The sequence below is a fragment of the Flavobacterium sp. GCM10022190 genome, from assembly GCF_042656445.1.
In the GTDB taxonomy this organism is placed as follows: domain Bacteria; phylum Bacteroidota; class Bacteroidia; order Flavobacteriales; family Flavobacteriaceae; genus Flavobacterium; species Flavobacterium nitratireducens.
The window spans coordinates 677347-702612 of the sequence record NZ_JBHSOQ010000003.1 but is presented as its reverse complement, the minus strand read 5'-3'; the positions used below and the strand labels follow the sequence as shown (position 1 = coordinate 702612).

Here is a 25266-nt window from a genome sequence, read left to right as displayed (position 1 = left end):
CTTACTTAGAAAAGTGTTGGTATTTTGAAATGATTCAGTTCTGTCGGGTTTTTTAAAACCTGACAGATTTCCAAAAGATCTTAATATCTCTTAATTCCTTAATGTTTTTTAAAAACTTCGTGCCCAATGGGTTTAAATAAATAACTGCAAAGGAAAAGAAGTTTTTAGCAAAGTGCACAGAGGATCTTAACTAATCTTAATTCTTAATGGGTTAAAACAAATCTACCTACGGTTATTGATGATTTCGGCTAAAAGTTTCTTAGCTCTAAGGAGTTTTACTTTGACGTTGTTTAGCGGTTCGTCAATTTTATCGGCTATTTCCTGATAGCTCATTTCCTGAAAATAACGCAACTGAATCACTTCCTGATAATGTGGTTTCAGTTCCTTAATGTATTGGAGTAAAAGGGACAGGTTTTGCTCGGTAATCAACTCATCTTCTTTGGATGGAGTAGTATCGGCAATATTGTAGGCTTTTTGATCTTCCTGCTCGGTAATTTCTACAAAAAGACTGCTTTTTCTTTTGCGAAGCATGTCAATATAAACATTCTTTGCAATCGAAATCAGCCAAGTGTTGAATTGGAATTCAGGGTTGTAAGTGTCAATTTTGTCAAAGGCTTTCGAAAAAGTTTCTATGGTAATGTCTTCGGCATTGGTTTCGTTTTCGGTGCGTTTTAGCATAAAGCTATACACCTCATTCCAATATTGATTCAATAGAAAGGTAAAGGCCGTTTGGTCTCCTTGTTTTGCTTTTTCGATTTGTTTACTTATTTCCAATTGACTGGTTTTGAAAAAATATTAGTAAAAAATACGTTGAGTTGAGTAAAAACAAGCGCTAATTCGACTATTGGAAACCAAAACTTAATGTCCTTTTCTTTTAGTTTTCCTGCAGCGAATCCGATGCAAATCCATGCACATAAGTACCTAAGACCTACTAAACTCAACACTAAAATCCATTGAAATTGGAAGGATAATAAAACAGATGCTAAAATGATAAATAACAATTGGGTGCTGAAAAAGAAACCCAATTGCAATTGGTCAATCGTTTTATAATGTTTAGCAGTAGCTACGTGTCTTCTTTTTTGGGTAAACCATTCTTTGAAGCTTTTCTTTGGTGCCGAGTAAGTGAAACTTTCGGGCATAAAGGCTACTGTGGTGTTACCGCCATTAGCCGCTTCGTTAATGAATAAATCATCATCGCCTGAACGTACCTGAATATGATTGATGAATCCATTTACTTTGAAAAATTCTTCTTTTTTGTAGGCCAAATTTCGACCTACACCCATATAAGGATGACCTAATTTTGCCCAAGAAAAATATTGAATAGCCGTCATTACCGTTTCAAAACGGATTAGTTTGTTCAGGAAGGAATTGGCTATTTTTTCATAGCCTCCATAACCTAAAACAATCGTTTTATGTAAGGTAAATTGCGAACTCATAGCAGTAATCCAATCTTTTGATGTTGGGTAACAATCGGCATCGGTAAACAATAAATATTCTTTCTTTGCCGCTTTGATTCCTAAGGTTAAAGCGTATTTTTTATTGCCCCAAAAGGCTTCGTTGTTTTCTACCTTAACGAGACGAATGTTAGAATATTGTTTTTCGAAGGCTTCAAATAATTCTAATGTGTTATCACTCGAAGCATCGTCGATTAAAACAATCTCATAATCAGGGTAATTTTGTTCGGCTAATAGCGGAACATATTTTGCTACATTTTCTTCTTCATTTTTGGCACAAACGATGACAGAAATAGGTACTCTTTTAGGGGTTATTTTTTGAGCTTTTGCAAAAGCAAATTTCCCAAAAACACCTAAATAATACGCAATTTGAATAGCAACTATAGCAATAAAAAAGTAAAGAATTAGTATAAGCATCAGCGTTTAATGGGTTAGTAATTCCTGTACCGAAACTTCGCTACAAGAGAGTGCAAAGGTATAAATAGAATTAGGATTTGAAAATGGTAGAATAGGAATTTTAAAAGAAAATTTTCAACCCTAATTTTTGATTTAAATGATGTTTACTTCTGCTTCGATTTGGATGCCAAAAGTTTCAAAAACAGTTCGTTGCACTATTCTGGATACTTCTAGGATGTCTTGTCCTGTTGCGGTTCCGTAATTTACTAACACTAAGGCTTGGTTTTTATGAATTCCTGCATCGCCAAAACGTTTGCCTTTTAAACCGGCCTGTTCAATTAACCAACCTGCTGGCACCTTCACTTCGGTTGCCGAAACTTCATAGAATTTCATTTCAGGGAATTTTTGATGGATTTTTTCAAAATCACTTTTCAAAACGATTGGGTTTTTGAAAAAGCTACCGCTGTTTCCTAGTTCTTTTGGATCGGGTAATTTGCTTTGTCTTATGGCAATTACAGCATTGCTTACGTCTTTTAATCCTGGATTCGAAATGTTATTTTTGGCCAATTCGCCTAAAATATCACCGTAAGACGTATTGATTTTGTGATTGCGTTTGGTCAATTTAAACACCACCGAAGTGATAATGTATTGTCCTTTTACTTCATTTTTAAAAATGCTTTCACGATAACCAAATTTACATTCGGTATTAGTAAAGCTTTTCATTTCTTGAGTGTCAATATTTATGGCTTGACAGGAAACAAAAGTATCTTTGATTTCGGCACCATAAGCACCTATGTTTTGAACAGGCGTGGTTCCTACATTTCCTGGAATTAAAGACATATTTTCTAGTCCGCCATAGTTTTGTTCAATGTTCCAAAGTACAAATTCATGCCAATTTTCGCCCGCCTGACTTTCAATCCACACATAATCATCGTCTTCATTGATGACTTTTTTTCCTTTCAAATCAATATGAATCACCAAAGCATCTATATCCTGAGTCAATAACATATTGCTCCCACCACCAAGAATGAATTTCTTTTCGGCTTTGTGCTGTTCTAAAATGCTTTTTAATTCGGCTAATGATTGAACAGCCACAAATTGTTTGGCTTTGGCCTCAATGTCAAAAGTGTTATAGTTTTTTAAAGAAAAGTTATGTTGAATTTCCATAAAAGAAAGTGCTTTTTAAGTCGTAAATTGATGGCTCAAAAGTAAGAATTATAATTTTTGGTTTTACCGCAAAGGCACAAAGTTTGCGCAAAGTTCGCCAAGCTTTATGTTCTTTGCGAAAATCTTAGCGAACTTTGTGGTTATATTTTAAATCAATCAATCAATTCATGGTATTTATCAGCAATGATTTTCATGTTGGTTTTGTAATTTGTATGGGTTTCGATAAATTGACAGTTTTCCAAGACGGCTTTATTTCGAATAATTGGATTTTCAAACGCCCATAGGATTTCATCAGCGAGCATTTCAGTATCATCAACGGTAATCAGTTGTCCGTTTTTACGATGACGAATCCAACTCTGGTTCCCGGCAATGTTAGAAACTATAGGGTAGCAACCGCAAGCCATGGCCTCGAATAACGAAGCCGAAACGCCTTCGGTTATGGGCATACTGATGTAAATATTTGATTGTTGTAATAATTCCGGAAGTTGGCTGTTTGGGATTCTTCCTGTGAAAGTTACCTTGTCTTTGATTTGTAATTTTTTAGCCAAATCTTTCAAGTATTCTAGTCTATTTCCATCGCCAACAATAGTTAAAGTGAAATCAATTCCTCTTTGGCTTAAAATAAAAAAAGCCTGTAAAATACTTTCGTGACGGTATTCTGGTAGTAGCGAACGCGTTACAATCGCATGAATTTTATCAGGATTAGCAGTGTTTCGATTTTCAAAAACACTTAAATTAATTCCTTTTGGTAAAACCAAAACTTTTTTCATATCCACATTCGAATTTTTAATGTGTTCCGCCATAATTGGACCCCAGGCATGAATAAGTGTAGCTTTTTGAAAGGCGTAGTTTTGTAAAATTCTCTTAAACGGAATAGTGATAGCACCTTCGGGCCATAAATCGGTTTTGCCTTGTTGGGCAATAGCTATGACTTTCATTCCGGAAATTGCCGCCAAAAATCCATAACTAGTGGTTCGTTCGGCAATAACCATATCAGTCTTTTCCTGACGGATTTTTTTTCGAATAGAAAAAGGAGCGAAAATAAATTCCAGGGTTCTTAGGATTCTGTTGAAAAAAGTATCGTTTGGTGTTTGTAATTCCCAAATGATGATTTCAAAATTCCCAAATTCTCTAAGGCCGTTCATCCAAGTGATGGCATCGGCACGGTAGCTTTCTCCCAGAAAAAGTATTTTTCTTTTTTTCATTCCGTATTATTCGTCGACTGTTACAGCACGATTCATGAATTCGTTCAAAGGTTTTAACACTATTAATTTCTGACTCATTTTGGCAACAAAATCTTTTTGAGTTACTTCGCTTATATCAAATTTTTGAAGGGTTTCAAAACTTTTCAATTTTAAAAATTCTATTGCAGGATGGTCTTTTTCGTAGCCTCTTGGAGGAGTTTTGAGTAGGTACTTTTCGTTGCGTGAAAAATCGCCAAATTCTTTTTTGAAATTGGGTTCCGCTAAAATGGCTTCCAAATCATCATAGAAAAACGCAATTTCTTTGCGTATTTTTTTTAAATCATCAGCTTCAGGAGCGTAGAAACCACCAGCAATAAAACAGCCACCTCTTTCAATATGAATATAATAACCAGAACGATTGAGGTTTTTAGAGTCCGAAGATAACCAAACACCCAAATGCGCTTTGTAGGGAGATTTATCTTTAGAAAAACGAATATCACGATTGATTCTAAAGGTGCAATCTTTGATTTCAAGCATTTCCAAAGCCGGATCCATAGGTTTCATTACATCTAAAAAAGCAGCTACCAATTGATGGTAGTCTTTTTTGAATGCTTCGTATCTTTTTTTATTTTCTTGAAACCACTCACGGTTGTTATTGTTCCTTAAATCGTCAAGGAATTGGATTGATTCTTTGCTAAGCATTGAGAAGTTTTTTTAAATTATTTTTTTTGGTTTTCCGAAGTCCATTGTAAAAAACCGCCATCAAGATTATAGATTTTTTTAAAACCTAATTCGGCTAGTTTTTCAGATGCTTTTAAACTTCTTTTTCCACTTCGACAATACACATAAACAGCTTTGTTTTTGTCTAGCTTTTGTACTTCGTGTTCAAAATGACTTCCTTGCCAATCGATGTTTAAGGCGTTATCAATGTGTCCTTCTGTATATTCAGTAGGAGTTCGTACATCTAATAGTTGTGGCTTTTTTGAACTCTTTATTTCTTTTGCGAAAGCGGTGACTTTAATTGTTTTAATGGATTCTGAAGTTTGACTTTGGCAAGAAATTATGGTGAATAAAATAACGAGCGTTAGTAAGGGCTTGAATTTCATGGAATTTGAATTTTAATAATATCAAAAATAATCAAAAAGGATAGGTTTTCTTTAGTTTGTGATTTTTTTTGCCACGGATTTTATTGATTTAAATGGATTTTTCCTTTTTTCTTAGCTAGAAAAACTTGGTGTACTTTGCGAAAATCTTTTTATACTCTGTGGTAAAAAAAATTATAAGTTGAATATCTTATATGATTGATGCGTTGATTTTACGATGGCTTCAGTTCTTTCCGGATGAGTATCTGAAATGAAAAGTTGTCCAAAAGTGTCTGAATTCACCATTTCGACAATTTTTGCAACGCGCGTTTCGTCTAGTTTGTCAAAAATATCATCAAATAATAAAATTGGTTTTACGCCACTTTGTTTTTTAAGAAATTCAAACTGCGCTAATTTTAAGGCAATTAAAAAAGATTTTTGCTGTCCTTGCGAACCAAACTTTTTAATAGGATGATTATCAATTTCAAAGGACAAATCGTCTTTATGAATTCCGGTGCTGGTGTAGTGTAAAGCGCGGTCTTTGTTGATGTTTTCTTGTAAAAGGCTCAATAAATCTTTTTCAAACAAATGACTTTCATAGACTAATTGTACCGATTCTTCCGAACCTGTAATCGCATGATGGTGCTTACTGAAAATAGGTATAAATTCGGCTACGAATTCTTTTCTTTTTTCGAAAATATATTTTCCAAATTCGTTTAGCTGTTCGTTGTATATCGATAAGGTATCATTGTCAAAAACATGGTTCAAGGCAAAGTATTTCAACAAAGCATTTCGCTGACTCATTACTTTTTGATATTGAATTAATTGTTGGAGGTACAAAGAATCGAGTTGCGAAATAATACTATCAATGAACTTTCGGCGGGTTTCACTGCCTTCGATGATTAAATCCCTGTCGGCTGGCGATATAATTACCAGCGGAATAAAGCCGATATGATCTGAAAATTTTTCGTAGGCTTTACCGTTACGTTTTAATATTTTTTTTTGTCCTTTTTTTAAGCTGCAAACGAGTTGTTCGGTTCGGTCATTTTTGATGAATTCGGCATCAATAACAAAAAACTCTTCTCCGTGTTTGATATTTTGAACCGCCAGCGGATTAAAGTAACTTTTGCCATAAGACAAATGGTAAATAGCGTCTAGAACATTGGTTTTTCCAATACCATTTTTACCCACAAAACAAATAATTTTACCGTCGAATTCGAAACTGGCTTCTGAAAAATTTTTATAGTTGAATAAAGAAATTTTTTTTAAATACATTGTAGGCTAGGCTGCTATTGAGGGAATTACTAGTTTTAGTTTTGCTCTTAAATAAGGCTGCAAATTATTGAAAAATATCGATATAATCGGCCATTTGATTTAATCTGTTGAAAAAAAGCAAGCTTAAATCGCCGTTATTTCAATAAATAGAAAATATTTTCCTTTTAGTTATAAAAAATAGGATTTTTTGCGTGGGTTTGAATAAAAATTTTATTTTTGCGGTTCACTAAATTATTTATAAATGGCTACGTACAATAAAAGAGGATATAAAGCACCAAAAGAAAAAGAAGTAAAAGAGGTAGTAGAAGAAGTAGTAATTGATGAAAAAAACAGTACAACTGCTGAAGTTTTTTCTAAATTAGATGAAACTGCATCAAAAACGGAAGACTGGGTTGCTAAAAACCAAAAAATTATTATTGGTGTAGTAGGAGCGATTGCTTTACTAACAGTAGGTTATTTAGGATACCAAAAATTAGTTGCAGAACCAAAAGAGGATGAAGCAGCGAGTGAAATGTTTGTGGCACAACAAAACTTTCAACAAGCTGTGAATGGAGTAGCAAGTGACTCTTTATACAAATTAGCTTTGAATGGTTCTGAGGGTAAATTTGGATTCGTTAAAATTGCCGATGAATACGCAGGAACTTCAGCAGGTAATTTGGCTAATTATTATGCAGGTTTAGCTTATTTGAATACAGGAAAATTTGATGAAGCTATCGAGTATTTAAACAAATTTAGCTCTGATGATATTGTTTTAAATGCTTTGGCAAAAGGAGCCATTGGTGATGCTTATTCTGAAAAGAAACAAGATAAGGAAGCTTTTGACTATTATGTAAAAGCGGCTGAGTCTAATAAAAATGATTTCACTACACCTCGTTTCTTGTTGAAAGCGGGTAAAACAGCTTTAGCTATTGGAAACAAAGAAGAAGCATTGAAATATTTTACACAAATTAAAGAAAACTATGAGAATACTCCAGAAGCAGCTTCAGTAGATGCTTTGATTGGATTATCTCAATAAGATAGATAAAAATATAAGGATTGGTGATTGCAAGGAACTACTTGTAATCACCAATTTTTATTTATAAATTGAAAGACTTAATAAATACATTTAATATGGCAACGATTAATAAAAATTTATCAGTTTACGACAAAAGTTCACTTCCTAGTGCAAAGAATTTTCGTTTTGGAATTGTGGTTTCGGAGTGGAATGACAACATCACAGAAGGTTTGTACAAAGGGGCTGAAGATGCCTTGTTAGACAATGAAGTTCCAGCTGAAAATATTATTAGATGGAATGTTCCTGGAAGTTTTGAGTTGATTTATGGTTGCAAAAAAATGTTGCAAACTCAAAAAGTTGATGCTGTTATCGCAATAGGATGTGTTATTCAAGGGCAAACAAAGCATTTTGATTTTGTGTGCGAAGGGGTGACGCAAGGAATAAAAGATTTGAATGTTCAAACCGATATTCCAGTTATCTTTTGCGTCTTGACCGATAATACGATGCAACAATCTATTGATAGAAGTGGAGGAATTCATGGAAACAAAGGAACTGAAGCGGCAATTGCAGCCATCAAAATGGCTTATATTCGTGAGCAGGCTACATTAGTACATGATTTTGCAAATAAAAATTTATTGACCTCTGGTGCTGCTCAATTAGGGGAAGGAACACCTTTAGAATTAAAAGAATAAATACTAAATAATTCATAATGAAACCTATGCTGTTTGTAGAAAATAGTATAGGTTTTTTTGTTTTATTTATGATTAGCAAAGGCGTAAAAGCCGATAGAATTTTATTAAATTTGCTCGTGTTAGTTATCTTCTGAATTGCTAATTACGCTAAACCGAATACAAAGAAAATGTCGAGTATCATCCAATTACTTCCTGATCATGTTGCTAACCAAATCGCTGCTGGAGAAGTGGTTCAAAGACCTGCTTCGGTGGTGAAAGAGTTACTTGAAAACGCAGTAGATGCTAAATCAACAGATATCAAATTGATTATCAAAGATGCTGGCAAATCTTTGGTTCAGGTAATTGATAATGGAGTAGGAATGAATGTAACTGACGCCCGTTTGTGTTTTGCCCGTCATGCAACTTCAAAAATTCGTCATGCTGAAGACTTGTTTAGCTTGCATACGAAAGGTTTTCGTGGAGAAGCTTTAGCATCTATTGCTGCGATTGCTCATGTAGAAATGAAAACCAAACAAGCTCAGGAAGAATTGGGAACGCAAATTGTTATCGAAGGAAGTAAATTTGTTTCTCAAGAATCGGCAGTATTGCCACAAGGCACTTCATTTGCTGTTAAAAATTTGTTTTTCAATATACCAGCCCGACGCAATTTCCTGAAATCAGATACGGTGGAATACCGTCATATTATTGATGAATTTCAGCGTGTGGCTTTGGCACATCCGAATATTCATTTTACGTTTTATCATAATGGAAGCGAAATGTTTAATTTGCCCATTTCGACCTTAAGACAACGTGTGGTTAATGTTTTTTCGGGTAAAACCAATGAAAAATTAGTGCCTGTACAAGAAGATACGGAGATTGTTTCCATTCAAGGATTTGTAAGCAAACCAGAATTTGCTAAAAAAAATAGAGGAGAGCAGTTTTTCTTTGTCAATGACCGATTTATAAAAAGTGGCTATTTGCATCATGCGGTTATGGCTGCTTATGACGGATTATTGAAAGAAGGTACACAGCCAAGTTATTTCTTGTATTTAACCGTTCCTGCGAATACTATTGATATTAATATCCATCCCACTAAAACAGAAATTAAATTTGATGACGAAAGTGCTTTGTATGCTATTTTAAGGGCTTCTATCAAACATAGTTTGGGGCAATTTAATGTAGCTCCTGTTTTAGATTTTGATCGTGATGCTAATTTAGATACTCCTTATCATTACAAGGATAAAGATATGGATGCCGTAACACCTACCATTCAGGTAGATAGTACATTTAATCCTTTTGCAGATGATAAGGTGAACAAGCATTATGCGGCTTCAAGTTCTGGAAGTTCAAGTTCCAGTTCTTATTCCAATTATAAAAAACCAGCAGCAACTGCCAGTTGGGAAAGTTTGTATGTTGGATTGAAACAAGAGCAAGAAGCATTTCCTATAGAAAGTGCCGAAATTTCTTTTGAAAGCGAAGAAGTTACGGCTTCATTGTTTAATGATGAAGACGTAGAACACAGTGTACAACAGGTATATCAAATTCATAAAAAATATATTGTTTCGCCTATAAAATCAGGAATGGTTATTGTGGATCAACAGCGAGCGCATCAAAGGGTGTTGTATGAGCAATTTTTAGCTAATATGACGGTGCATCAAGCCTCGAGCCAGCAATTGTTGTTCCCTCTTAATTTGTATTTTTCGTCGAGCGAAATGGAATTAATAGCCGAATTGAAATTATCGTTAGCCAATACAGGTTTTGTTTTTGAAGAAACGACAGATGAACATGTCGTGATTTCAGGAATACCAGTTAATGTTACCGAAAGTGAAGTTTCGATGGTTTTAGAACAATTATTAAGTGATTTACAAGAAGGAATTCCTGAGAATAGCTTTAGTCAAAATGATAGTATTGCTAAGTCGATGGCGAAGAGTTTGGCGGTAAAAACAGGAACGAGTTTAACAATAAAAGAACAGGAGAATTTAGTTAATGGACTTTTTGCTTGCAAAGATCCTAATGTTTCTCCTTTTCAGAAACCTACTTTCATTACGATGCGTGTGGAAGATATAGATAAAAAATTTGCAATATGATGAATGTAACCGAAACGGTAAAACAACTGATAATAATTAATATTCTATTTTTTGTTGGAACATTGATAGTAGGAGATCCTGCTTATCAGATGTTGGCAATGTATTTTCCAGAAAATCAAAATTTTCATGGTTGGCAAATCCTATCACATATGTTTATGCATGGAGGATTCATGCATATTTTCTTTAATATGTTTGCTCTTTTTTCATTTGGTTCGGCATTAGAGCACTTTTGGGGAAGTCAAAAGTTTTTGTTCTTTTATATTTCTTGTGGTTTAGGCGCGGCTTTGTTGCATACAGGAATCAATTATTATTATTTTAATGATGCTATAAAAATATTAGGAGAGAATGGTTTTCAAAAAACGGAAATATTGAAGCTATTAAATCAAGGGCAGATTAATACAGCTTGGCAAACTATATTATCACCATCAGAATATCAAAATTTTATAGAAGCTTTTGCAGGTACTGTAGTTGGTGCTTCTGGTGCTATTTACGGAATTGTTGTTGCTTTTGCATTTATGTTCCCGAATGCAGAATTGGCTTTGATGTTTATTCCTGTTCCAATTAAGGCAAAATATTTTGTACCTGGTTTGGTTTTAATAGATTTATATTTGGGTGTATCTGGACAATCAATTTTTGGAGGAGCAGGAATTGCTCATTTTGCGCATGTTGGTGGTGCATTGTTTGGGTTTTTGATTATGTGGTATTGGAAAAAAAATCAGTTTAATAGCAACCGTTGGAATTAATTTATTGCATATCTATTAACTATAAGGAATAAGAATGAATATTTTAGACGACTTAAAACAGCAATATAAATTGGGAGGAATCGCTCATAGGTTGATTTATTGGAATATTGCCTGTTTCTTAATTTCCTTTGTTGTACCTGGGATTTTAAAAATTTTTAGTGTGGATATTGCGATACTACCTTATGTTAGTTTGTCATCTAATCCAGCCGATTTGTTGTGGAAACCTTGGTCGTTTATTAGTTATGCTTTCTTCCATTTTGATTTTTTTCATATTTTATTTAATATGTTGGTGCTTAATTTTGCTAGCCAATTGTTTTTAACCTTTTTTACACAAAAACAGTTTTTTGGTTTGTATTTATTGGGTGCAGTATTTGCAGGTCTAATTTTTATGGCTAGTTATTTTCTAATGAATATAGTTGCCCCTATTGTTGGTGCTTCGGCAGCAATAATGGCTGTTTTAATGGCTGTAACTACTTATCAGCCCTTAATGGAAGTTAGATTGTTATTGATAGGTAGGGTAAAATTATGGCATATTACAGCCGTTTTATTGATACTAGATTTGATGCAGCTCCGTTTGGATAATATGGGAGGTCATATTTCACATTTGGCTGGTGCTTTATTTGGATATATTTATATTAAAACGCTGCAAAATGGAACCGATATGAGTGTTGTTGTTACTAAAATCATCGATTTTTTTGCTAATGGTTTTAGAACGACACCAGCAACACCGTTTAAAAAAGTACATAAAAATTACAATAGACCAGTAGAGCAACGCACTACTTCTAGAATAATTACAAAAGATAAAACACAGCAACAAATTGATGAAATTTTAGATAAAATTAGTCAGTCGGGTTATGATAGTTTAACAAAAGAGGAGAAGGATTTTTTATTCAAATCAGGTAAATAATGGTTTGAAGTTTGTGGGGACTTTGGACATTAAATAAAATAAAATGAAAAATCTTTCGTGGTTCAACAGAGGGATGTTTGTTTTAAACATTATCCTCATAGTCGTTACTTTTATCGCTTATGTGTTGCCCTTTTTGGCACCTAAAATTTTTCCGTTATTATCGGTAGTAACCTTATTCATGCCTGTTTTTTTCATTTTGAATGCTTTCTTTTTCTTGTATTGGGGATTGCAATTTAAAAAAAGAATGATGTTGTCTGGTTTAGTGCTTTTAATTGGAATTACATTTATAAATAAGTTTTATAAATTCACTACTAAAGAATACACAGAAAGCGAGAACGACTTTGTGGTAATGAGTTATAATGTTCGGCTGTTTAATTTGTTTAAATGGCAAGATAAGGCTGATATTCCAGAAACGATTTTAGCCTTTATCAATGATAAAAATCCTGATATTTTATGTGTTCAAGAATATTCTAATTCGGCTCACATAGATCTAAAAGTCTATCCACATCGCACGATATTTATGGATGGTGACCAAATTAAAACAGGGCAGGCTATTTTTTCAAAATATCCAATATTAGATCAGGGTAAAATTGTTTTTCCAAATTCGAATAATAACGTTGTTTATGCGGATATTAAACGAGGAAAAGATATTATTAGAGTGTACAATATGCACTTACAATCCATTAAAATTTCACCTGATGTCAATGAGATTTCAGATAATATTGATGTGATTGATAAAGAAAAATCACAAGCTATGTTTATGCGAATTAGCAAAGCTTTTAAACAACAACAGCAACAAGCAGAAATTTTAAAAGAAAATTTAAAAGAATGTGAATATCCTGTTATTATTTGCGGGGATATGAACAATAGTGCTTTCTCTTATGTGTATCGTATTATAAAGGGGAGGCTACGAGATTCCTTTGAGGAGGCTGGAAAAGGATTTGGACAAACCTATCGTTTTAAATATTACCCTGCCCGAATAGATTACATCTTTGCTGATAGAAAAATGCAAGTTAAAAAATTTGAGACTTTTCCTGAATTCGACAATTCGGATCACTTTCCTATAATGGCTAAGTTATCGATGGAGTAGTAATTTATAAACTATTTTATGATAAATTACAGAATTAGTTTCTGGGATTTTAAGTAGTCAACTGTGAATTTCCCTTCGTTAAATAGTAAATCCAGAATACTTAGGTTGTTAATAAAACCAAACTTATCATCAAAAACCTGAGTATAAGGTTCGAATACAGACTTGTCTTTTTTTCCATTTACCAGATAACGATAATCCAACGTATTTTGATCTACTTCATGAAAATATTCTGTGGTGGTTTCAAAGTTAAATTTGGTTCGCATGCATTTCGAAATCAGCTCTAAAACTTCAAAATTCATATCCATTAAAAAGCGATGTTTCTTTTCGAAAAAAGGAATAAAATCATCTTCGAAAAATTCAAAAAATGGCGAACTTCGATAAGCAGCTTCAAGGGATTTAAAATGCTGTTTTTGCCAGTCAAAATCGTTTTCTATCTGAATGTCTTTTGTTTTTTGATGGCTTGTCTTAGAATGTTTAATTGGAATATTCAAGAGTTGGATTCCATTTGGACTATAGATATAAGTGCGATTTCTATTGGTTTGTTTCTGAAAATTATCTTCCATTTCAAATACGATGCTTTTGGCTTGTAGTAAAGCTACAAAATGGCTAATCGAAGGGAAATAGGATGGATGTAGTAAGGTTTTCATTTGTACCAGCGTGAAATAGTTAAATCTATGTTTTTTGAATTCATTTTATATTTTTTTGCCACAGATTAAAAAGATTAAGAACAGATTAATCTGTATAAATCCTAGTAATCTGTGGCAAAAAATATGAGGTTTTATCTATGTTTGATTAGATATCTGTTTTTGCTTTTCTTTTCTTCCAAAAATAATCTCCCACAAAGAAAGCAGCTAATAAGATTAAGAATATTTTGAAATGAGATTGTGGTTGACCTTCGCCACTAACGGTTGTGAAAACTCTGTCCCAACGCACTTTGTTTAAGCCTTTTCCATTAGGATCTAAACTCATCCAGATGAAAACAGGTTTACCTACAATATGATCTTCAGGAACGTAACCCCAATAACGGCTATCTTCAGAATTATGACGGTTGTCACCCATCATCCAGTAATAGTTTTGTTTGAAGGTGTAGCTATTTACCACTTTACCATTCAAACGAATTTCATTTCCAGTTACTTTTAATTCATTTGGATTTCCATTATCATCTTTTTCGTATGAGGTGATGATTCTTTGATAAAACGGCAAGCTTTCTAAAGTAAGAGCTACTGTTTTTCCTTTTTCAGGAATATAAATCGGTCCGTAATTGTCTCGATTCCAGTCAACATTATGAGGGAATACGCTGTAAGCTCCATTTTCTGGAATATTTGAAATATTGCGAATGACAGCTTTTATTCCTGGATATTTTTTAATTTTTTCTACATTTTCAGAGGTCAATGCTGCAATTCCTATAGTGTCTTGTTGTGGACTAACATAATTAATTCCATCTGTAATATCTAGTTCTTTGATAATAGCATTAATATCAATAGGAATATTGATATCTCGTACTATTTTATAGGAGAATTGTGGTTTAGCACGTTCAGGTAGTTCTAACACTTTTCCGTTGATATAGATTATACCTTCTTTAATAGATAAACTATCTCCTGGGATAGCAACACATCTTTTTACATAATTTGATTCCTTATCGATAGGTTTTATTACACCTGGTCTCCCTTTTGGTTCAAAGAAATAATGGACAGTATCTACCGGCCAGTTAAATACCACGATGTCAGTACGTTTGATTTTATCTTCAATACCAGGTAATCTAAAATAAGGAAGTTGCGGGAAGCTTAAATATGATTTTCTTTTTAGAAATGGAATAGTATCATGCACCATCGGTAAAGCTACAGTAGTCATGGGAACACGAGCTCCGTAGTTTACTTTGCTCACAAAAAGAAAATCACCTATTAATAATGATTTTTCTAATGAAGAAGTTGGAATAGTGTAGGGTTGTACAAAATAGGTGTGTACAAAAGTAGCCACAATAATAGCAAATAATAGCGAACTAATAGTATCTGCAGTTTTGGTTGCGGGTTGTAAACTTCTATCTTTTTGGTAGGCTAGTTTTTGAGTATAATTGACATAGTAGATGTATAATCCGCAAGTAATTATTCCTAAAAGAGTGTCTAATTGACTACGTTTTCCAAATGATCTAAGTGTTTCTACCCATATTACAGGAAACATAATTAGATTAATGATTGGAATAAAAAGCAATAAGGTCCACCAAGTAGGTCGACGGATAATTTTCATTAGGATAATAGCATTATATATTGGTATTGCTGCTTCCCATTTTTTTCTTCCAGCTGCCTCGTATAGTTTCCAAGTTCCTAAAAAATGAACGACTTGGATAATAAGAAAGAATACAAACCATTGAAATAGTGCCATAATTCTTTTGTATTTGAGTTAATTTATGATTGCTTATTGAATATTAAGAACATCTCTCATGCTGTAGATTCCTTGTTTTCCTGCTAACCATTCAGCAGCAATTACAGCACCAAGAGCAAATCCTTCGCGGTTGTGAGCCGTATGTTTGATTTCGATGCTATCAATGCCTGAATCGTAGGTCACAGTGTGTGTACCTGGTACTTCGCCTGTACGAACCGCTTCAATGTGAATTTCATTTTCTTTAGCTTCTTCTAATGTCCATGTGTTGTAATTAGTATTTTCAATAACACCTTGAGCCAATGAAATTGCAGTACCACTAGGAGCATCTAGTTTATGGATATGGTGAATTTCTTCCATTGTCACCTTATAGCCTTCGATGTTAGCCATCATTTTGGCTAAATATTCGTTTAAACCAAAAAATAAGTTTACCCCTAAGCTAAAGTTGGAACTTGAAATAAAACCACCATTTTTTTCTTTGCATAAAGCAATCATTTCGTCATAACGGTCTAACCATCCCGTTGTTCCCGATACCACAGGAACATTATTATTAAAACAAGCCGAAATGTTTTCAACTGCGGCCATAGGAACGCTAAAATCAATAGCTACATCAGCAGTTGAAAGTCCGTCGAAGGTATTGAATTCATCTTTTTTCAAAACAATTTCATGACCTCTTTCTAAAGCAATTCTTTCAATTACTTGACCCATTTTTCCGTATCCTAAAAGCGCAATTTTCATTTTTCTTCGTATTTAAATTTTTAAGAAGTTTTGTTTTCTTCTTACTGTTTTGATTAAAAATTATAGTTTAGGGTAAGCCCTACATTTGTTTTGTAATTCAAATTGTTTTGATATACATTAGGTTTTATAGAGAGTTTATCGTCAACATTAAATTGCATTAAAGCCGCATCGACATTGGCATCTATAATGTTTAAGACATAAAAACCGACTACAAATAAAGAAGATAAATCTCGATTTCGTTGGTAAAATTTTTGTCCTGCAATCAATCGGCTATCATCTAAATAGGAATAGTCGTCATCTGTATAACCTTCTAATCTTCTTTTATAAGCATCTCTAAATTGGTGGTATTTTTTATTACTGTCTAAATAAAAATACAAACTAGTTCCTATGGCTCCATATACCAAAGGAATTTTCCAGTATTTCTTGTTGTAAGCTTGTCCTAAACCTGGTAATACAGCCGAATAAAAAGCCGCTTTGGCAGGTGTTAAAGGATCAATATCAATAGACTTTAATGTGTCTTTTGTAACAGCGGTTTCAGCTGTTTTTTGTGCTAATACCGATGTGTTACTTAAGAAGATAAGAAATAGTACTATGGAAATATATTTACTCACTACCCCTTAATTAATTCGATAATTCGATTAAAATCTTGTTCCGATTGGAAAGGGATTGTAATTTTTCCTTTTCCATTATTGGCGACTTTAATATCTACATTATTCCCAAAATAGGAATTGAAAATTCTTTTTTGACTTTCATCAATAGCAAAAGAAGCTGCCTTTTCTTTAACTGCAGGTTTTGGTTTTAAACTTTCGTGATATTTTTTGACCAAAGTTTCAGTGTCGCGAACGGAAAGATTCTGACTTATAATTTTTTGATAAATTTCGGTTTGAGCATCTAAATCTTCAATGTTGATGATCGCTCTACCATGACCCATACTAATAAAACCATCACGAATACCCGTTTGGATAATTGGATCTAGTTTTAAAAGTCGTAAATAGTTGGCAATCGTAGAACGTTTTTTTCCTACGCGTTCACTCATTTGCTCTTGCGTTAATTGAATTTCGTCCATTAAGCGTTGGTACGAAAGTGCAATCTCGATTGGATCTAAGTCATGACGTTGAATGTTTTCAACTAAAGCCATAACTAAAGATTCATTATCATTAGCAATACGAATATAAGCAGGTACAGTAGTAAGACCCACTAATTTTGAAGCACGCAAACGACGTTCTCCAGAAATCAATTGGTATTTATTAAAGTCTAATTTTCTAACAGTAATAGGTTGGATAACTCCTAATTCCTTGATAGAAGTAGCTAACTCTTTTAAAGATTCTTCGTTAAAATTGCTTCGAGGTTGAAATGGATTTATTTCAATAGCTTCAATTTCAAGCTCAATAATATTTCCAACAACTTTATCGGCATTTTTGTCCTCAACAGATTTGATATCGTTATCGGGGTCTTTTAATAATGCAGATAATCCTCTTCCTAAGGCTTGTTTTTTTATAGCTTTTGTCATAAAAAATTATTGGATGTCGTTTTTCTTAATAATTTCCTGTGCTAGGTGTAAATAATTAGTAGCTCCTTTGCTGGTTGCATCATAGTTGATGATACTTTCGCCAAAACTTGGGGCTTCACTTAATTTTACATTGCGTTGGATTATTGTTTCAAAAACCATATCATTGAAGTGTTTTTGAACCTCTTCTACCACTTGGTTTGATAAACGCAATCTTGAATCGTACATAGTAAGCAATAAGCCTTCAATATCTAATTCAGGATTGTGGATTTTTTGGATACTTTTAATCGTATTTAGAAGTTTACCAAGTCCTTCCAAGGCAAAATACTCACATTGGATAGGAATAACCACTGAATCAGCAGCTGTTAATGCATTCAAAGTTAGTAAACCAAGTGAAGGCGCACAGTCAATTATGATAAAATCATATTCGTCTTTAACGCTTTCCAATGCTTTTTTGAGCATGTATTCACGGTTTTCTTTGTCTACCAATTCGATTTCGATTGCCACAAGGTCAATGTGAGCCGGAATGACATCTACGTTTGGAGCCGAACATTTCACTACTGCTTCTTTTGGTGTATTGCTGTGTTCTAGAATTTGGTAAGTACCAATTTCTACACTTTCTACATCAATACCTAAACCAGAACTAGCATTCGCTTGAGGATCGGCATCTATTAATAATACTTTCTTTTCTAAAACTCCTAGGGAAGCGGCAAGATTTACAGATGATGTAGTCTTTCCAACGCCTCCTTTTTGATTAGCAATCGCAATGATTTTGCCCATTTATATATCTAAATTTTGAACTGTAAAAATACAATTTATTATGGTTTCTAAAAATCTATTTTGTTAACATTTGTTAAAGCCTCATTTTGAGCTTTTATTTGTCGAAACGGTCTGTTTTTTTATTAAAAATAGATTTTTGATTTATTTTTATGAAATGTTTGCATAAGATAAAAAGTGTTGTATATTTGCAGCCGCGTTACGGGGTGTAGCGTAGCCCGGTTATCGCGCCTGCTTTGGGAGCAGGAGGCCGCAGGTTCGAATCCTGCCACCCCGACCAAGAGGCTGACAGAAAAGAAATTTTCCGTCAGCCTTTTTTAGTTTGTCTATTTTGGAATAGTAAAAACTGATGGTATTATTTGGAGTATTCCAATAATAAAAACTTATTTTTGTCTTGTTAAAAATTTAAAGAAATAGTAAAATGTCAGATACAATTGAAAAAATTAAATGCCTTATTATAGGTTCAGGACCTGCAGGTTACACAGCAGCAATATATGCGTCAAGAGCTAATATGAATCCCGTTTTATACCAAGGAATGCAACCAGGTGGACAATTGACAACAACTAACGAAGTTGAAAATTTTCCTGGTTATGTTGATGGGGTAACAGGACCTGAAATGATGATTCAGTTGCAACAGCAAGCGCAACGTTTTGGGGCGGATATCCGTGATGGTTGGGCTACTAAAGTTGATTTTTCTGGAGATATTCACAAAGTTTGGATTAATGATACTATCGAATTACACTGTGAAACGGTAATTATTTCTACAGGTGCTTCGGCTAAATATTTAGGATTACCATCAGAACAACATTATTTAAAAATGGGAGGTGGGGTTTCTGCTTGTGCTGTTTGTGACGGATTTTTCTATAGAAATCAAGAAGTGGTAATTGTTGGAGCTGGAGATTCAGCTTGTGAAGAAGCGCACTATTTATCAAAACTTTGTAAAAAAGTAACGATGTTAGTGAGAAGCGAGAAATTTAGAGCTTCTAAAATCATGGAAGAGCGCGTACGTAAAACGGAAAATATTACCATTTTAATGAACCATGATACTGTAGAAGTTTTAGGTGATAATCAGGTAGTTGAGGCGATTAAAGTGAAAAATAAAACAACTGGGGAAGTTTATGATATTCCAGCTACAGGTTTCTTTGTGGCAATAGGTCATAAACCAAATACAGATATCTTTAAAGATTACCTAAACTTAGATGAAACGGGTTACATTATTAATACGCCTGGAACTGCTAAAACTAATGTGGCAGGTGTATTTGTAGCAGGTGATGCTGCAGACCATGTGTATCGTCAGGCTATTACTGCTGCTGGTACAGGTTGTATGGCTGCATTAGATGCGGAAAGATATTTAGCTGCTAAAGAAGCCTAATAATTTTTTTAAAATTTGCTTAAAGCTGTTTCGATTTTTCGAAACAGCTTTTTTTTTGTCCTCTTTTTTTTGAGATTAACTTAAATCGATTTCTATGTGTTATGTTTTTAATTGATTGATTGTCATTGTTTTTAGGTCGTTTTTTTTTAGATAATTATTCTTTATATAAAAAATATTTATGGTTTGTATAATAAATATAAATAAAAATTAATGCTTATTTATTTAGAATTTTGCTGCCTGAAAATTTAACACAATAGTAATTTTAAAATAATAAAAAATGGAAAAACTAGAAACTCAAGATTTGGAACTACTAATGAAAGAACAAGAGAAGTATCAGTTTGACTTAATTAATGGTGATTTTGAATGTGAAGAAGCCTCTAATATTCTTTTGAATTTAATTGATGAGAAAATTAATTTTCAAAAAAAGCTTCGATTACAAAAATGGGAAAAAAATCATGATTATGATCTTAATGCTACTGATAAAAGAATTGAAGAATTAGAATCTCAAAAAAATAAACTAATTCAATTTTTTAATCAAAAGAAAGGGGTTGTAAATCAATTAAATATTAAAAGTATTGTTGAAATTACAATAGATAACGAGTAATAAAAATTAGTAGGCATTAAAAATAAGTGATGAATCAAAAATCTAATCATAGCATCTATTCAACAATTAGCAAAGAGGTAGAGTCCACTACTAATTTATTTTTCCCAAAGTTTATTTTTTCGATAATTAGTATTCTTTTCCTAGGTAGTTTATCATTATTAGTAATTCATTTTAACGGTTTTAAAGACTATTATTTTGAAAATATTTTTAGAATTAATGGCTTTAGCTTTTTAATTTGGACAACCGTAACTTTTTTTAGCTCCATTGTTAGTAAGTATGCTATAAATTATCTTCAAGGATTCAAGTATCAAAAGCGATTCATGATTTTATGTTTGGTATTTACTTTATCCGTTATGATGCTTGTGATAGCGAATCATATCGTTGTGTTATTACTCAGTTGGTTACTTATGGGCTTATTAATGTCGCAACTAATTGGGATAGATAAGGATTGGAAAGAGGCGAAAGCAGCTTTGCGTTATACCAGAAAGTATTTTATAACGGGATTTTGTTTTTTAACCATCGGTGTTTTAAATCTGGCTTTTTACAGTAATGAATATTACTTAGAGGAAATTGTAGCGCTGATACCTACTTTTCCTAAATATATTTTAATCATTTCGGCAGTTAGTATTATTCTAGCTGCAGTTGTGCAATCGGCGATGTATCCTTTTCACAAATGGTTGTTATCTGCAATGACTGCACCCACTCCAGCCTCTGCTTTAATGCACGCTGGTTTTGTAAATGGAGCAGGAATATTGCTTACCTTGTTTGCTCCGCTCTTTTTTAAGTCTAATTTATTGACCACATTGTTTATTATAGGTGGTTTTACGGCTGTTATCGCTCAGTTTACTAAATTAATTCAAGTTAATGTTAAGCAAAAATTAGCTTGTTCGACCATTGCTCAGATGGGGTTTATGATTATGCAATGCGGATTAGGTTTTTTTAATGCAGCTGTTGCCCATTTAATTTTACACGGATTTTATAAAGCCTACTTGTTCATGTCCTCAGGTGAAGAAGTTCAAAAATCAAATCCAAAGGATCTTAAACAATTAAAAATAAAACCATTGCAAGCCATATTAGTTCTTCTTTTTGGATTAATGGGAGCCTTACTTTTTGTTACTTGGACAGGAAAAGGTTTGGCCTTAAATAGTGGATTGTTTTTAACATTAGTGGTTGCCATAACGGTAGGTCAGATTACCTATAATATTGTTAAAGAAAAAAGCTTTTCGGTTTTTCAAAAAATGGTATTTCCAGCAATACTTTTTATACTCGGGATAGGGCTATACTCAATTACTTATGTGGGAGTAACTCATTTATTAGAGGATATGCCAATGGTAGATGTACCTACCAGAATATCATGGCCGCAAATCATTTTTGGATTACTATTTCTTATCGGTTTCTTCATTATGAAATTAGGGGTTTATAAAAAGCTGCCTTGGTTGTATGTGAAACTTTTGAATTTGTCTCAACCTCATAGAAAAACCATTTAAACCAATCAATTATTATGAATTTAGATATTCAACAACATATCGATCAGGCTTCTAAAGTTATAGGAACGACTTGGCCTCTATATAGTTTTGTAGCATCAAATCAGTTAAGTGGTTTTGAAAACAAATCGTTTCTGAATGCTTTGAAAGAAGTTAATACACTTTATAATGCTACTGTTTTACCTTCAGGTAGTACTTTTCAACAAGCGTTAGAAACGGGAGAAATCTGTAGAGAAACACTCGCACTTCTATTAAAAGAAAATGGATTTGATAAAGAGATAGAAGAATATTTTGAGTTATTACATTCCGATGCTAAGAAGCAACTTTCTAATTCATATGCAGTAGTAGACAATTTAATGATTAAATGGTTGTCTAGCTTTTTAGATGAAGGACAAGCCGAATGGGAGATGCCCTATAAATCGGAAGGCTTTTATTTTGCTTGGCGATTATTAGCTATTTATGACGATGAATTAGGTATTTTAAAATTAAAAGATATTCCTAAAACAAGTGATGAAGCTTTAAAATCGGTCTTGGTTGATTATCCTGAAGCAATGTATAATAATATTTTTCAGAACCAACTCGCAGCTTTACCTGGTTGGGTAGGTTATATTAAATACAGAAATGATAACGCTACGCAATGGAGTATTGAGTTTCCACTTAGTGTAAAAGATTATTTGGCGGTTAGATTATGGATTTGTAAAAGATTAAATATTTCTATCAAACCAGAGGATAAAAGTCAAAATAGTTTGGATGAAAATATTCAATTAAAATATTTGTGGCTTGAAGCATGGGAGACAAGTTTACAGAAAAAACTAGTTGAAGAAATTTTGAGCAAAAATTCAGCCGAACAAACGACAAAGGAAACTAAAGTTGTTGATGCTCAAATGGTTTTTTGCATCGATACTAGGTCAGAATTGATACGAAGACATGTTGAGGCAAATGGAAATTATGAGACATTTGGTTATGCTGGTTTTTTTGGAATTGCCATGGATTATTTGGATCCAAAAGACAATATTGTTAGAAAAGCTTGCCCTCCAATTGTGAATTCGGCCTATACAGCTTGTGAAGTAGTACGAGAAGGTAATAACGAAGCTCATAAAGATTTTAAAAAGAAAAAGAAATACGCCAAGTTTTCGAATCATTTTTTGAAAAGAATGAAAAACATGTTGCCTTCAGCTTTTGGTTTTGTGGAGGGATCTGGTTTGGTGTATGGTTTTAAAATTGTAAAAAGATCCTTGTTTTCTAAATTTGAATACCAGTATTCATTAAAAGAAAATAATAGTGTTGAGTCCATTTTTAAGCCAGAACTCATTAAAAATGATATTGATATAACTATTTCTCTTGATGAAAAGGTTGCTATTGTGAAATCGGCATTTATGTTGATGGGTTGGGAACAATTTGCACCCATAGTATTATTTGTAGGGCATGGTAGTCATTCTGCAAACAACCCTTTTAGTTCAAGTCTAGATTGTGGAGCTTGTGCCGCAAGTCCAGGTAGACATAATGCTAGAATGTTAGCTAGTTTGGCTAATTCGAAAGAAGTTAGAAAACAATTGGCAGCGCAGCACCAAATATTAATTCCAGATTACACCATTTTTATAGGAGCAGAGCATAATACTACAACCGATGAAATTCTACTTTTTGATGCTAATACTCCTTCTTTTTATAGTGAAGCGCTAAAAAGAATCAAAAATAATCTGAAACAAGCGCAATTAGATGCTATTTCAGAAAGGTTAGAATCAGAAAAGGCATCACTTTCAGAAGTTTTTAATAGAGCAAGCAACTGGAGTATCACAAGACCTGAATGGGGCTTAGCTAGAAATGCCGCTTTTGTAGTAGGCTCAAGAGAACTTACTGTAAATTCGAATCTTGAAAGTCGCAGTTTTTTACATTCGTACAATTGGAAACTAGATACTTCAGGAAAAGCGCTGGAAGGAATTATGCAAGGTCCAATGGTGGTTACACAATGGATTAATAATCATTATTACTTTTCTTCGGTAGACAATCAAAGATTTGGCGGCGGAACTAAAATAACCCATAATGTTACGGGTAAATTTGGTGTAGTCCAAGGTAATGGAGGCGATTTAAAAATGGGATTACCTATTCAATCTTTATTTTCGAATGATGCGCAAATTTACCATAAACCACTTAGGCTTTCTGTAATTATTCACGCTCCAATAAATAGAATTCAAGACATTTTGAATCGAAATTCAAATTTGAAAAATTTATTAGATAATAAATGGATTTATCTAATGGTTCTTGATCCAACTCAAAATAATCAGTTGTATAAATACAAAGGCTTAGATAGATGGGAATTAGATTTTAAAGAAGAAATTGTAATGTCTAAAGAAGAAATACAAACCGTAGAAGCCTTTTGTTAAGCGTTTTTAGGATAATAATTTTGAAAGTAATTCTAAATAATTGATAAACATAAAAAGGAGCGTAAAGCTCCTTTTTATGTTGTTTACTACTAAAATCGTTAACTCAAATTCCGTATTAGAAATTGCGGCATCTAAAAAGTAAATCTAATTAATGTTTTAGAAAAAACAGTGAAGATTTCCTAAATCGGGCTCAGCCCTCATGGAATCATTGGTGTCATATTATCATAACTTCCAATGATTAATTCGGGCTTAATTTTCTTGAATACTTCCACCAGAACTAGTATTTATATCAATATGTTTTGGTTTGTTTTTGTATTCAATTTTGCTTCCGCTGCTGGCATCAGCTTCTAAATTTACCTTCGGATGAACAATGGTTTTTGAACCACTAGATGTTTCGGCAACGATATTATTAGCTAGTAATTCTTCGGCATTTATAGTGCTACCACTTGAGGATTCGGTATCAAGATTTAAAGCCAGTCCTTTAATGATAATCATACTTGCACTACTGCTATTAGCTTTTATATTGTCTATGGATAGTTCAGCTTCTATTTTTGCAGCACTTGAAGTATTTAAACTTAAATTATTTCCTTTGATGTTTCCTTTTGTTCTAATGGTGGCAGCACTATTAGCGGAAAGTTCTTCAAAAGTTGGATTGGTTACATAAACTTTTTGTTTGTGTGAACTAGTATAACTTCCATTTTTGTGGCTTATTACCAGTACTCCATTTTCAACTTTAGTCTCAATGTGGTCTTGAAGGTTTTCATCCGTTTCTACTTTGACCGATGAATTCTTTGCTTGTTCGACAATAACTTCAATTCCGTTACTGGTTTCTATACTATTAAAACTTTCATTTATCGCTCTTTTTTGAGTAGTAATAGTGCCATTACCTTCAATTGTAAAATGATTTATGTCTTTGCAAGAAAATAACAAAAGGACACTGAAAAATAGTAAACTATGTTTAAAAGTTCTTAGCATAA

24 protein-coding genes and 1 tRNA gene are annotated in these 25266 nt (G+C 33.2%); 11 read left to right on the top strand and 14 right to left on the bottom strand.

Annotation, left to right across the window (positions count from 1 at the left end):
* Positions 1 to 222 precede the first annotated feature (222 nt).
* From ACFPTQ_RS13015 to recF, 7 genes are all read right to left on the bottom strand, one after another.
* The gene (locus ACFPTQ_RS13015; protein ID WP_278036094.1) at positions 223 to 774 is read right to left on the bottom strand and encodes an RNA polymerase sigma factor; all 552 of its coding nucleotides are present in this window, start codon (positions 772 to 774) and stop codon (positions 223 to 225) included.
* Positions 765 to 1871: a glycosyltransferase gene (locus ACFPTQ_RS13010; RefSeq protein WP_379777960.1), complete on the bottom strand. Its 1107-nt coding sequence runs from the start codon at positions 1869 to 1871 to the stop codon at positions 765 to 767. Before ACFPTQ_RS13010 ends, ACFPTQ_RS13015 begins: the two co-directional genes overlap by 10 nt.
* A 132-nt stretch (positions 1872 to 2003) precedes the next feature.
* Positions 2004 to 3017: a UDP-N-acetylmuramate dehydrogenase gene (gene murB, locus ACFPTQ_RS13005; RefSeq protein WP_379777959.1), complete on the bottom strand. Its 1014-nt coding sequence runs from the start codon at positions 3015 to 3017 to the stop codon at positions 2004 to 2006.
* Between the two features lie 152 nt (positions 3018 to 3169).
* Complete coding sequence (locus ACFPTQ_RS13000; protein ID WP_379777958.1) at positions 3170 to 4222, bottom strand: glycosyltransferase; 1053 nt, start codon at positions 4220 to 4222, stop codon at positions 3170 to 3172.
* A gap of 6 nt (positions 4223 to 4228) precedes the next feature.
* Positions 4229 to 4903, bottom strand: coding sequence for a DUF2461 domain-containing protein (locus ACFPTQ_RS12995; protein WP_379777957.1), 675 nt, complete (start codon positions 4901 to 4903; stop codon positions 4229 to 4231).
* 17 nt (positions 4904 to 4920) lie between these two features.
* Complete coding sequence (locus tag ACFPTQ_RS12990; protein WP_379777956.1) at positions 4921 to 5307, bottom strand: rhodanese-like domain-containing protein; 387 nt, start codon at positions 5305 to 5307, stop codon at positions 4921 to 4923.
* A 171-nt stretch (positions 5308 to 5478) separates the two neighbouring features.
* Complete coding sequence (gene recF, locus ACFPTQ_RS12985; protein ID WP_379777955.1) at positions 5479 to 6558, bottom strand: DNA replication/repair protein RecF; 1080 nt, start codon at positions 6556 to 6558, stop codon at positions 5479 to 5481.
* Positions 6559 to 6799: 241 nt separating this feature from the next.
* On the opposite strand from recF, the gene ACFPTQ_RS12980 reads away from it, so the two are divergent.
* From ACFPTQ_RS12980 to ACFPTQ_RS12955, 6 genes are all read left to right on the top strand, one after another.
* On the top strand, positions 6800 to 7573 hold the full coding sequence (locus tag ACFPTQ_RS12980; RefSeq protein WP_278036088.1) for a tetratricopeptide repeat protein: 774 nt from the start codon (positions 6800 to 6802) through the stop codon (positions 7571 to 7573).
* Positions 7574 to 7668: 95 nt separating this feature from the next.
* On the top strand, positions 7669 to 8244 hold the full coding sequence (ribH, locus tag ACFPTQ_RS12975) for a 6,7-dimethyl-8-ribityllumazine synthase (RefSeq protein WP_379777954.1): 576 nt from the start codon (positions 7669 to 7671) through the stop codon (positions 8242 to 8244).
* A 167-nt stretch (positions 8245 to 8411) separates the two neighbouring features.
* Positions 8412 to 10310: a DNA mismatch repair endonuclease MutL gene (mutL, locus tag ACFPTQ_RS12970; RefSeq protein ID WP_379777953.1), complete on the top strand. Its 1899-nt coding sequence runs from the start codon at positions 8412 to 8414 to the stop codon at positions 10308 to 10310.
* The gene (locus ACFPTQ_RS12965; protein WP_379777952.1) at positions 10307 to 11053 is read left to right on the top strand and encodes a rhomboid family intramembrane serine protease; all 747 of its coding nucleotides are present in this window, start codon (positions 10307 to 10309) and stop codon (positions 11051 to 11053) included. The genes mutL and ACFPTQ_RS12965 overlap by 4 nt, the downstream gene beginning before the upstream one ends.
* Positions 11054 to 11087: 34 nt before the next feature.
* A complete protein-coding gene (locus ACFPTQ_RS12960; protein WP_379777951.1) occupies positions 11088 to 11960 on the top strand; it encodes a rhomboid family intramembrane serine protease in 873 nt (290 codons plus the stop codon).
* Between the two features lie 43 nt (positions 11961 to 12003).
* A complete protein-coding gene (locus ACFPTQ_RS12955; RefSeq protein ID WP_379777950.1) occupies positions 12004 to 13050 on the top strand; it encodes an endonuclease/exonuclease/phosphatase family protein in 1047 nt (348 codons plus the stop codon).
* Positions 13051 to 13076: 26 nt separating this feature from the next.
* Here the strand turns inward: ACFPTQ_RS12955 and ACFPTQ_RS12950 are convergent, their stop codons facing one another.
* From ACFPTQ_RS12950 to ACFPTQ_RS12925, 6 genes are all read right to left on the bottom strand, one after another.
* Positions 13077 to 13697, bottom strand: a complete 621-nt coding sequence (locus tag ACFPTQ_RS12950) for a WbqC family protein (RefSeq protein ID WP_379777949.1) — start codon at positions 13695 to 13697, stop codon at positions 13077 to 13079.
* Between the two features lie 145 nt (positions 13698 to 13842).
* Positions 13843 to 15429, bottom strand: coding sequence for a signal peptidase I (gene lepB, locus ACFPTQ_RS12945; RefSeq protein WP_379777948.1), 1587 nt, complete (start codon positions 15427 to 15429; stop codon positions 13843 to 13845).
* A 33-nt stretch (positions 15430 to 15462) separates the two neighbouring features.
* Positions 15463 to 16164 (bottom strand): 4-hydroxy-tetrahydrodipicolinate reductase, encoded by a 702-nt coding sequence (gene dapB, locus ACFPTQ_RS12940; RefSeq protein ID WP_379777947.1) that lies wholly within the window; start codon positions 16162 to 16164, stop codon positions 15463 to 15465.
* 53 nt (positions 16165 to 16217) lie between these two features.
* Positions 16218 to 16775 carry a DUF5683 domain-containing protein gene (locus tag ACFPTQ_RS12935; protein ID WP_379777946.1) on the bottom strand — a complete coding sequence of 186 codons (558 nt, stop codon included), beginning with the start codon at positions 16773 to 16775 and terminating at the stop codon, positions 16218 to 16220.
* On the bottom strand, positions 16775 to 17674 hold the full coding sequence (locus ACFPTQ_RS12930) for a ParB/RepB/Spo0J family partition protein (protein WP_379777945.1): 900 nt from the start codon (positions 17672 to 17674) through the stop codon (positions 16775 to 16777). Before ACFPTQ_RS12930 ends, ACFPTQ_RS12935 begins: the two co-directional genes overlap by 1 nt.
* Before the next feature lie 6 nt (positions 17675 to 17680).
* Positions 17681 to 18451: a ParA family protein gene (locus tag ACFPTQ_RS12925; RefSeq protein ID WP_379777944.1), complete on the bottom strand. Its 771-nt coding sequence runs from the start codon at positions 18449 to 18451 to the stop codon at positions 17681 to 17683.
* Positions 18452 to 18650: 199 nt separating this feature from the next.
* On the opposite strand from ACFPTQ_RS12925, the gene ACFPTQ_RS12920 reads away from it, so the two are divergent.
* The 5 genes from ACFPTQ_RS12920 (at position 18651) to ACFPTQ_RS12900 (ending at position 24289) form a co-directional block, all read left to right on the top strand.
* Positions 18651 to 18728: transfer RNA gene (locus tag ACFPTQ_RS12920), tRNA-Pro, on the top strand.
* 141 nt (positions 18729 to 18869) lie between these two features.
* Positions 18870 to 19820 (top strand): thioredoxin-disulfide reductase, encoded by a 951-nt coding sequence (gene trxB, locus ACFPTQ_RS12915; RefSeq protein ID WP_278036079.1) that lies wholly within the window; start codon positions 18870 to 18872, stop codon positions 19818 to 19820.
* Between the two features lie 277 nt (positions 19821 to 20097).
* Positions 20098 to 20424, top strand: coding sequence for a hypothetical protein (locus tag ACFPTQ_RS12910; protein WP_379777943.1), 327 nt, complete (start codon positions 20098 to 20100; stop codon positions 20422 to 20424).
* A gap of 29 nt (positions 20425 to 20453) precedes the next feature.
* Positions 20454 to 21911 carry a proton-conducting transporter membrane subunit gene (locus tag ACFPTQ_RS12905; protein ID WP_379777942.1) on the top strand — a complete coding sequence of 486 codons (1458 nt, stop codon included), beginning with the start codon at positions 20454 to 20456 and terminating at the stop codon, positions 21909 to 21911.
* Positions 21912 to 21925: 14 nt separating this feature from the next.
* Complete coding sequence (locus ACFPTQ_RS12900; protein WP_379777941.1) at positions 21926 to 24289, top strand: DUF2309 domain-containing protein; 2364 nt, start codon at positions 21926 to 21928, stop codon at positions 24287 to 24289.
* Positions 24290 to 24538: 249 nt separating this feature from the next.
* Here the strand turns inward: ACFPTQ_RS12900 and ACFPTQ_RS12895 are convergent, their stop codons facing one another.
* Complete coding sequence (locus tag ACFPTQ_RS12895) at positions 24539 to 25264, bottom strand: head GIN domain-containing protein (protein WP_379777940.1); 726 nt, start codon at positions 25262 to 25264, stop codon at positions 24539 to 24541.
* Positions 25265 to 25266: the final 2 nt, after the last annotated feature.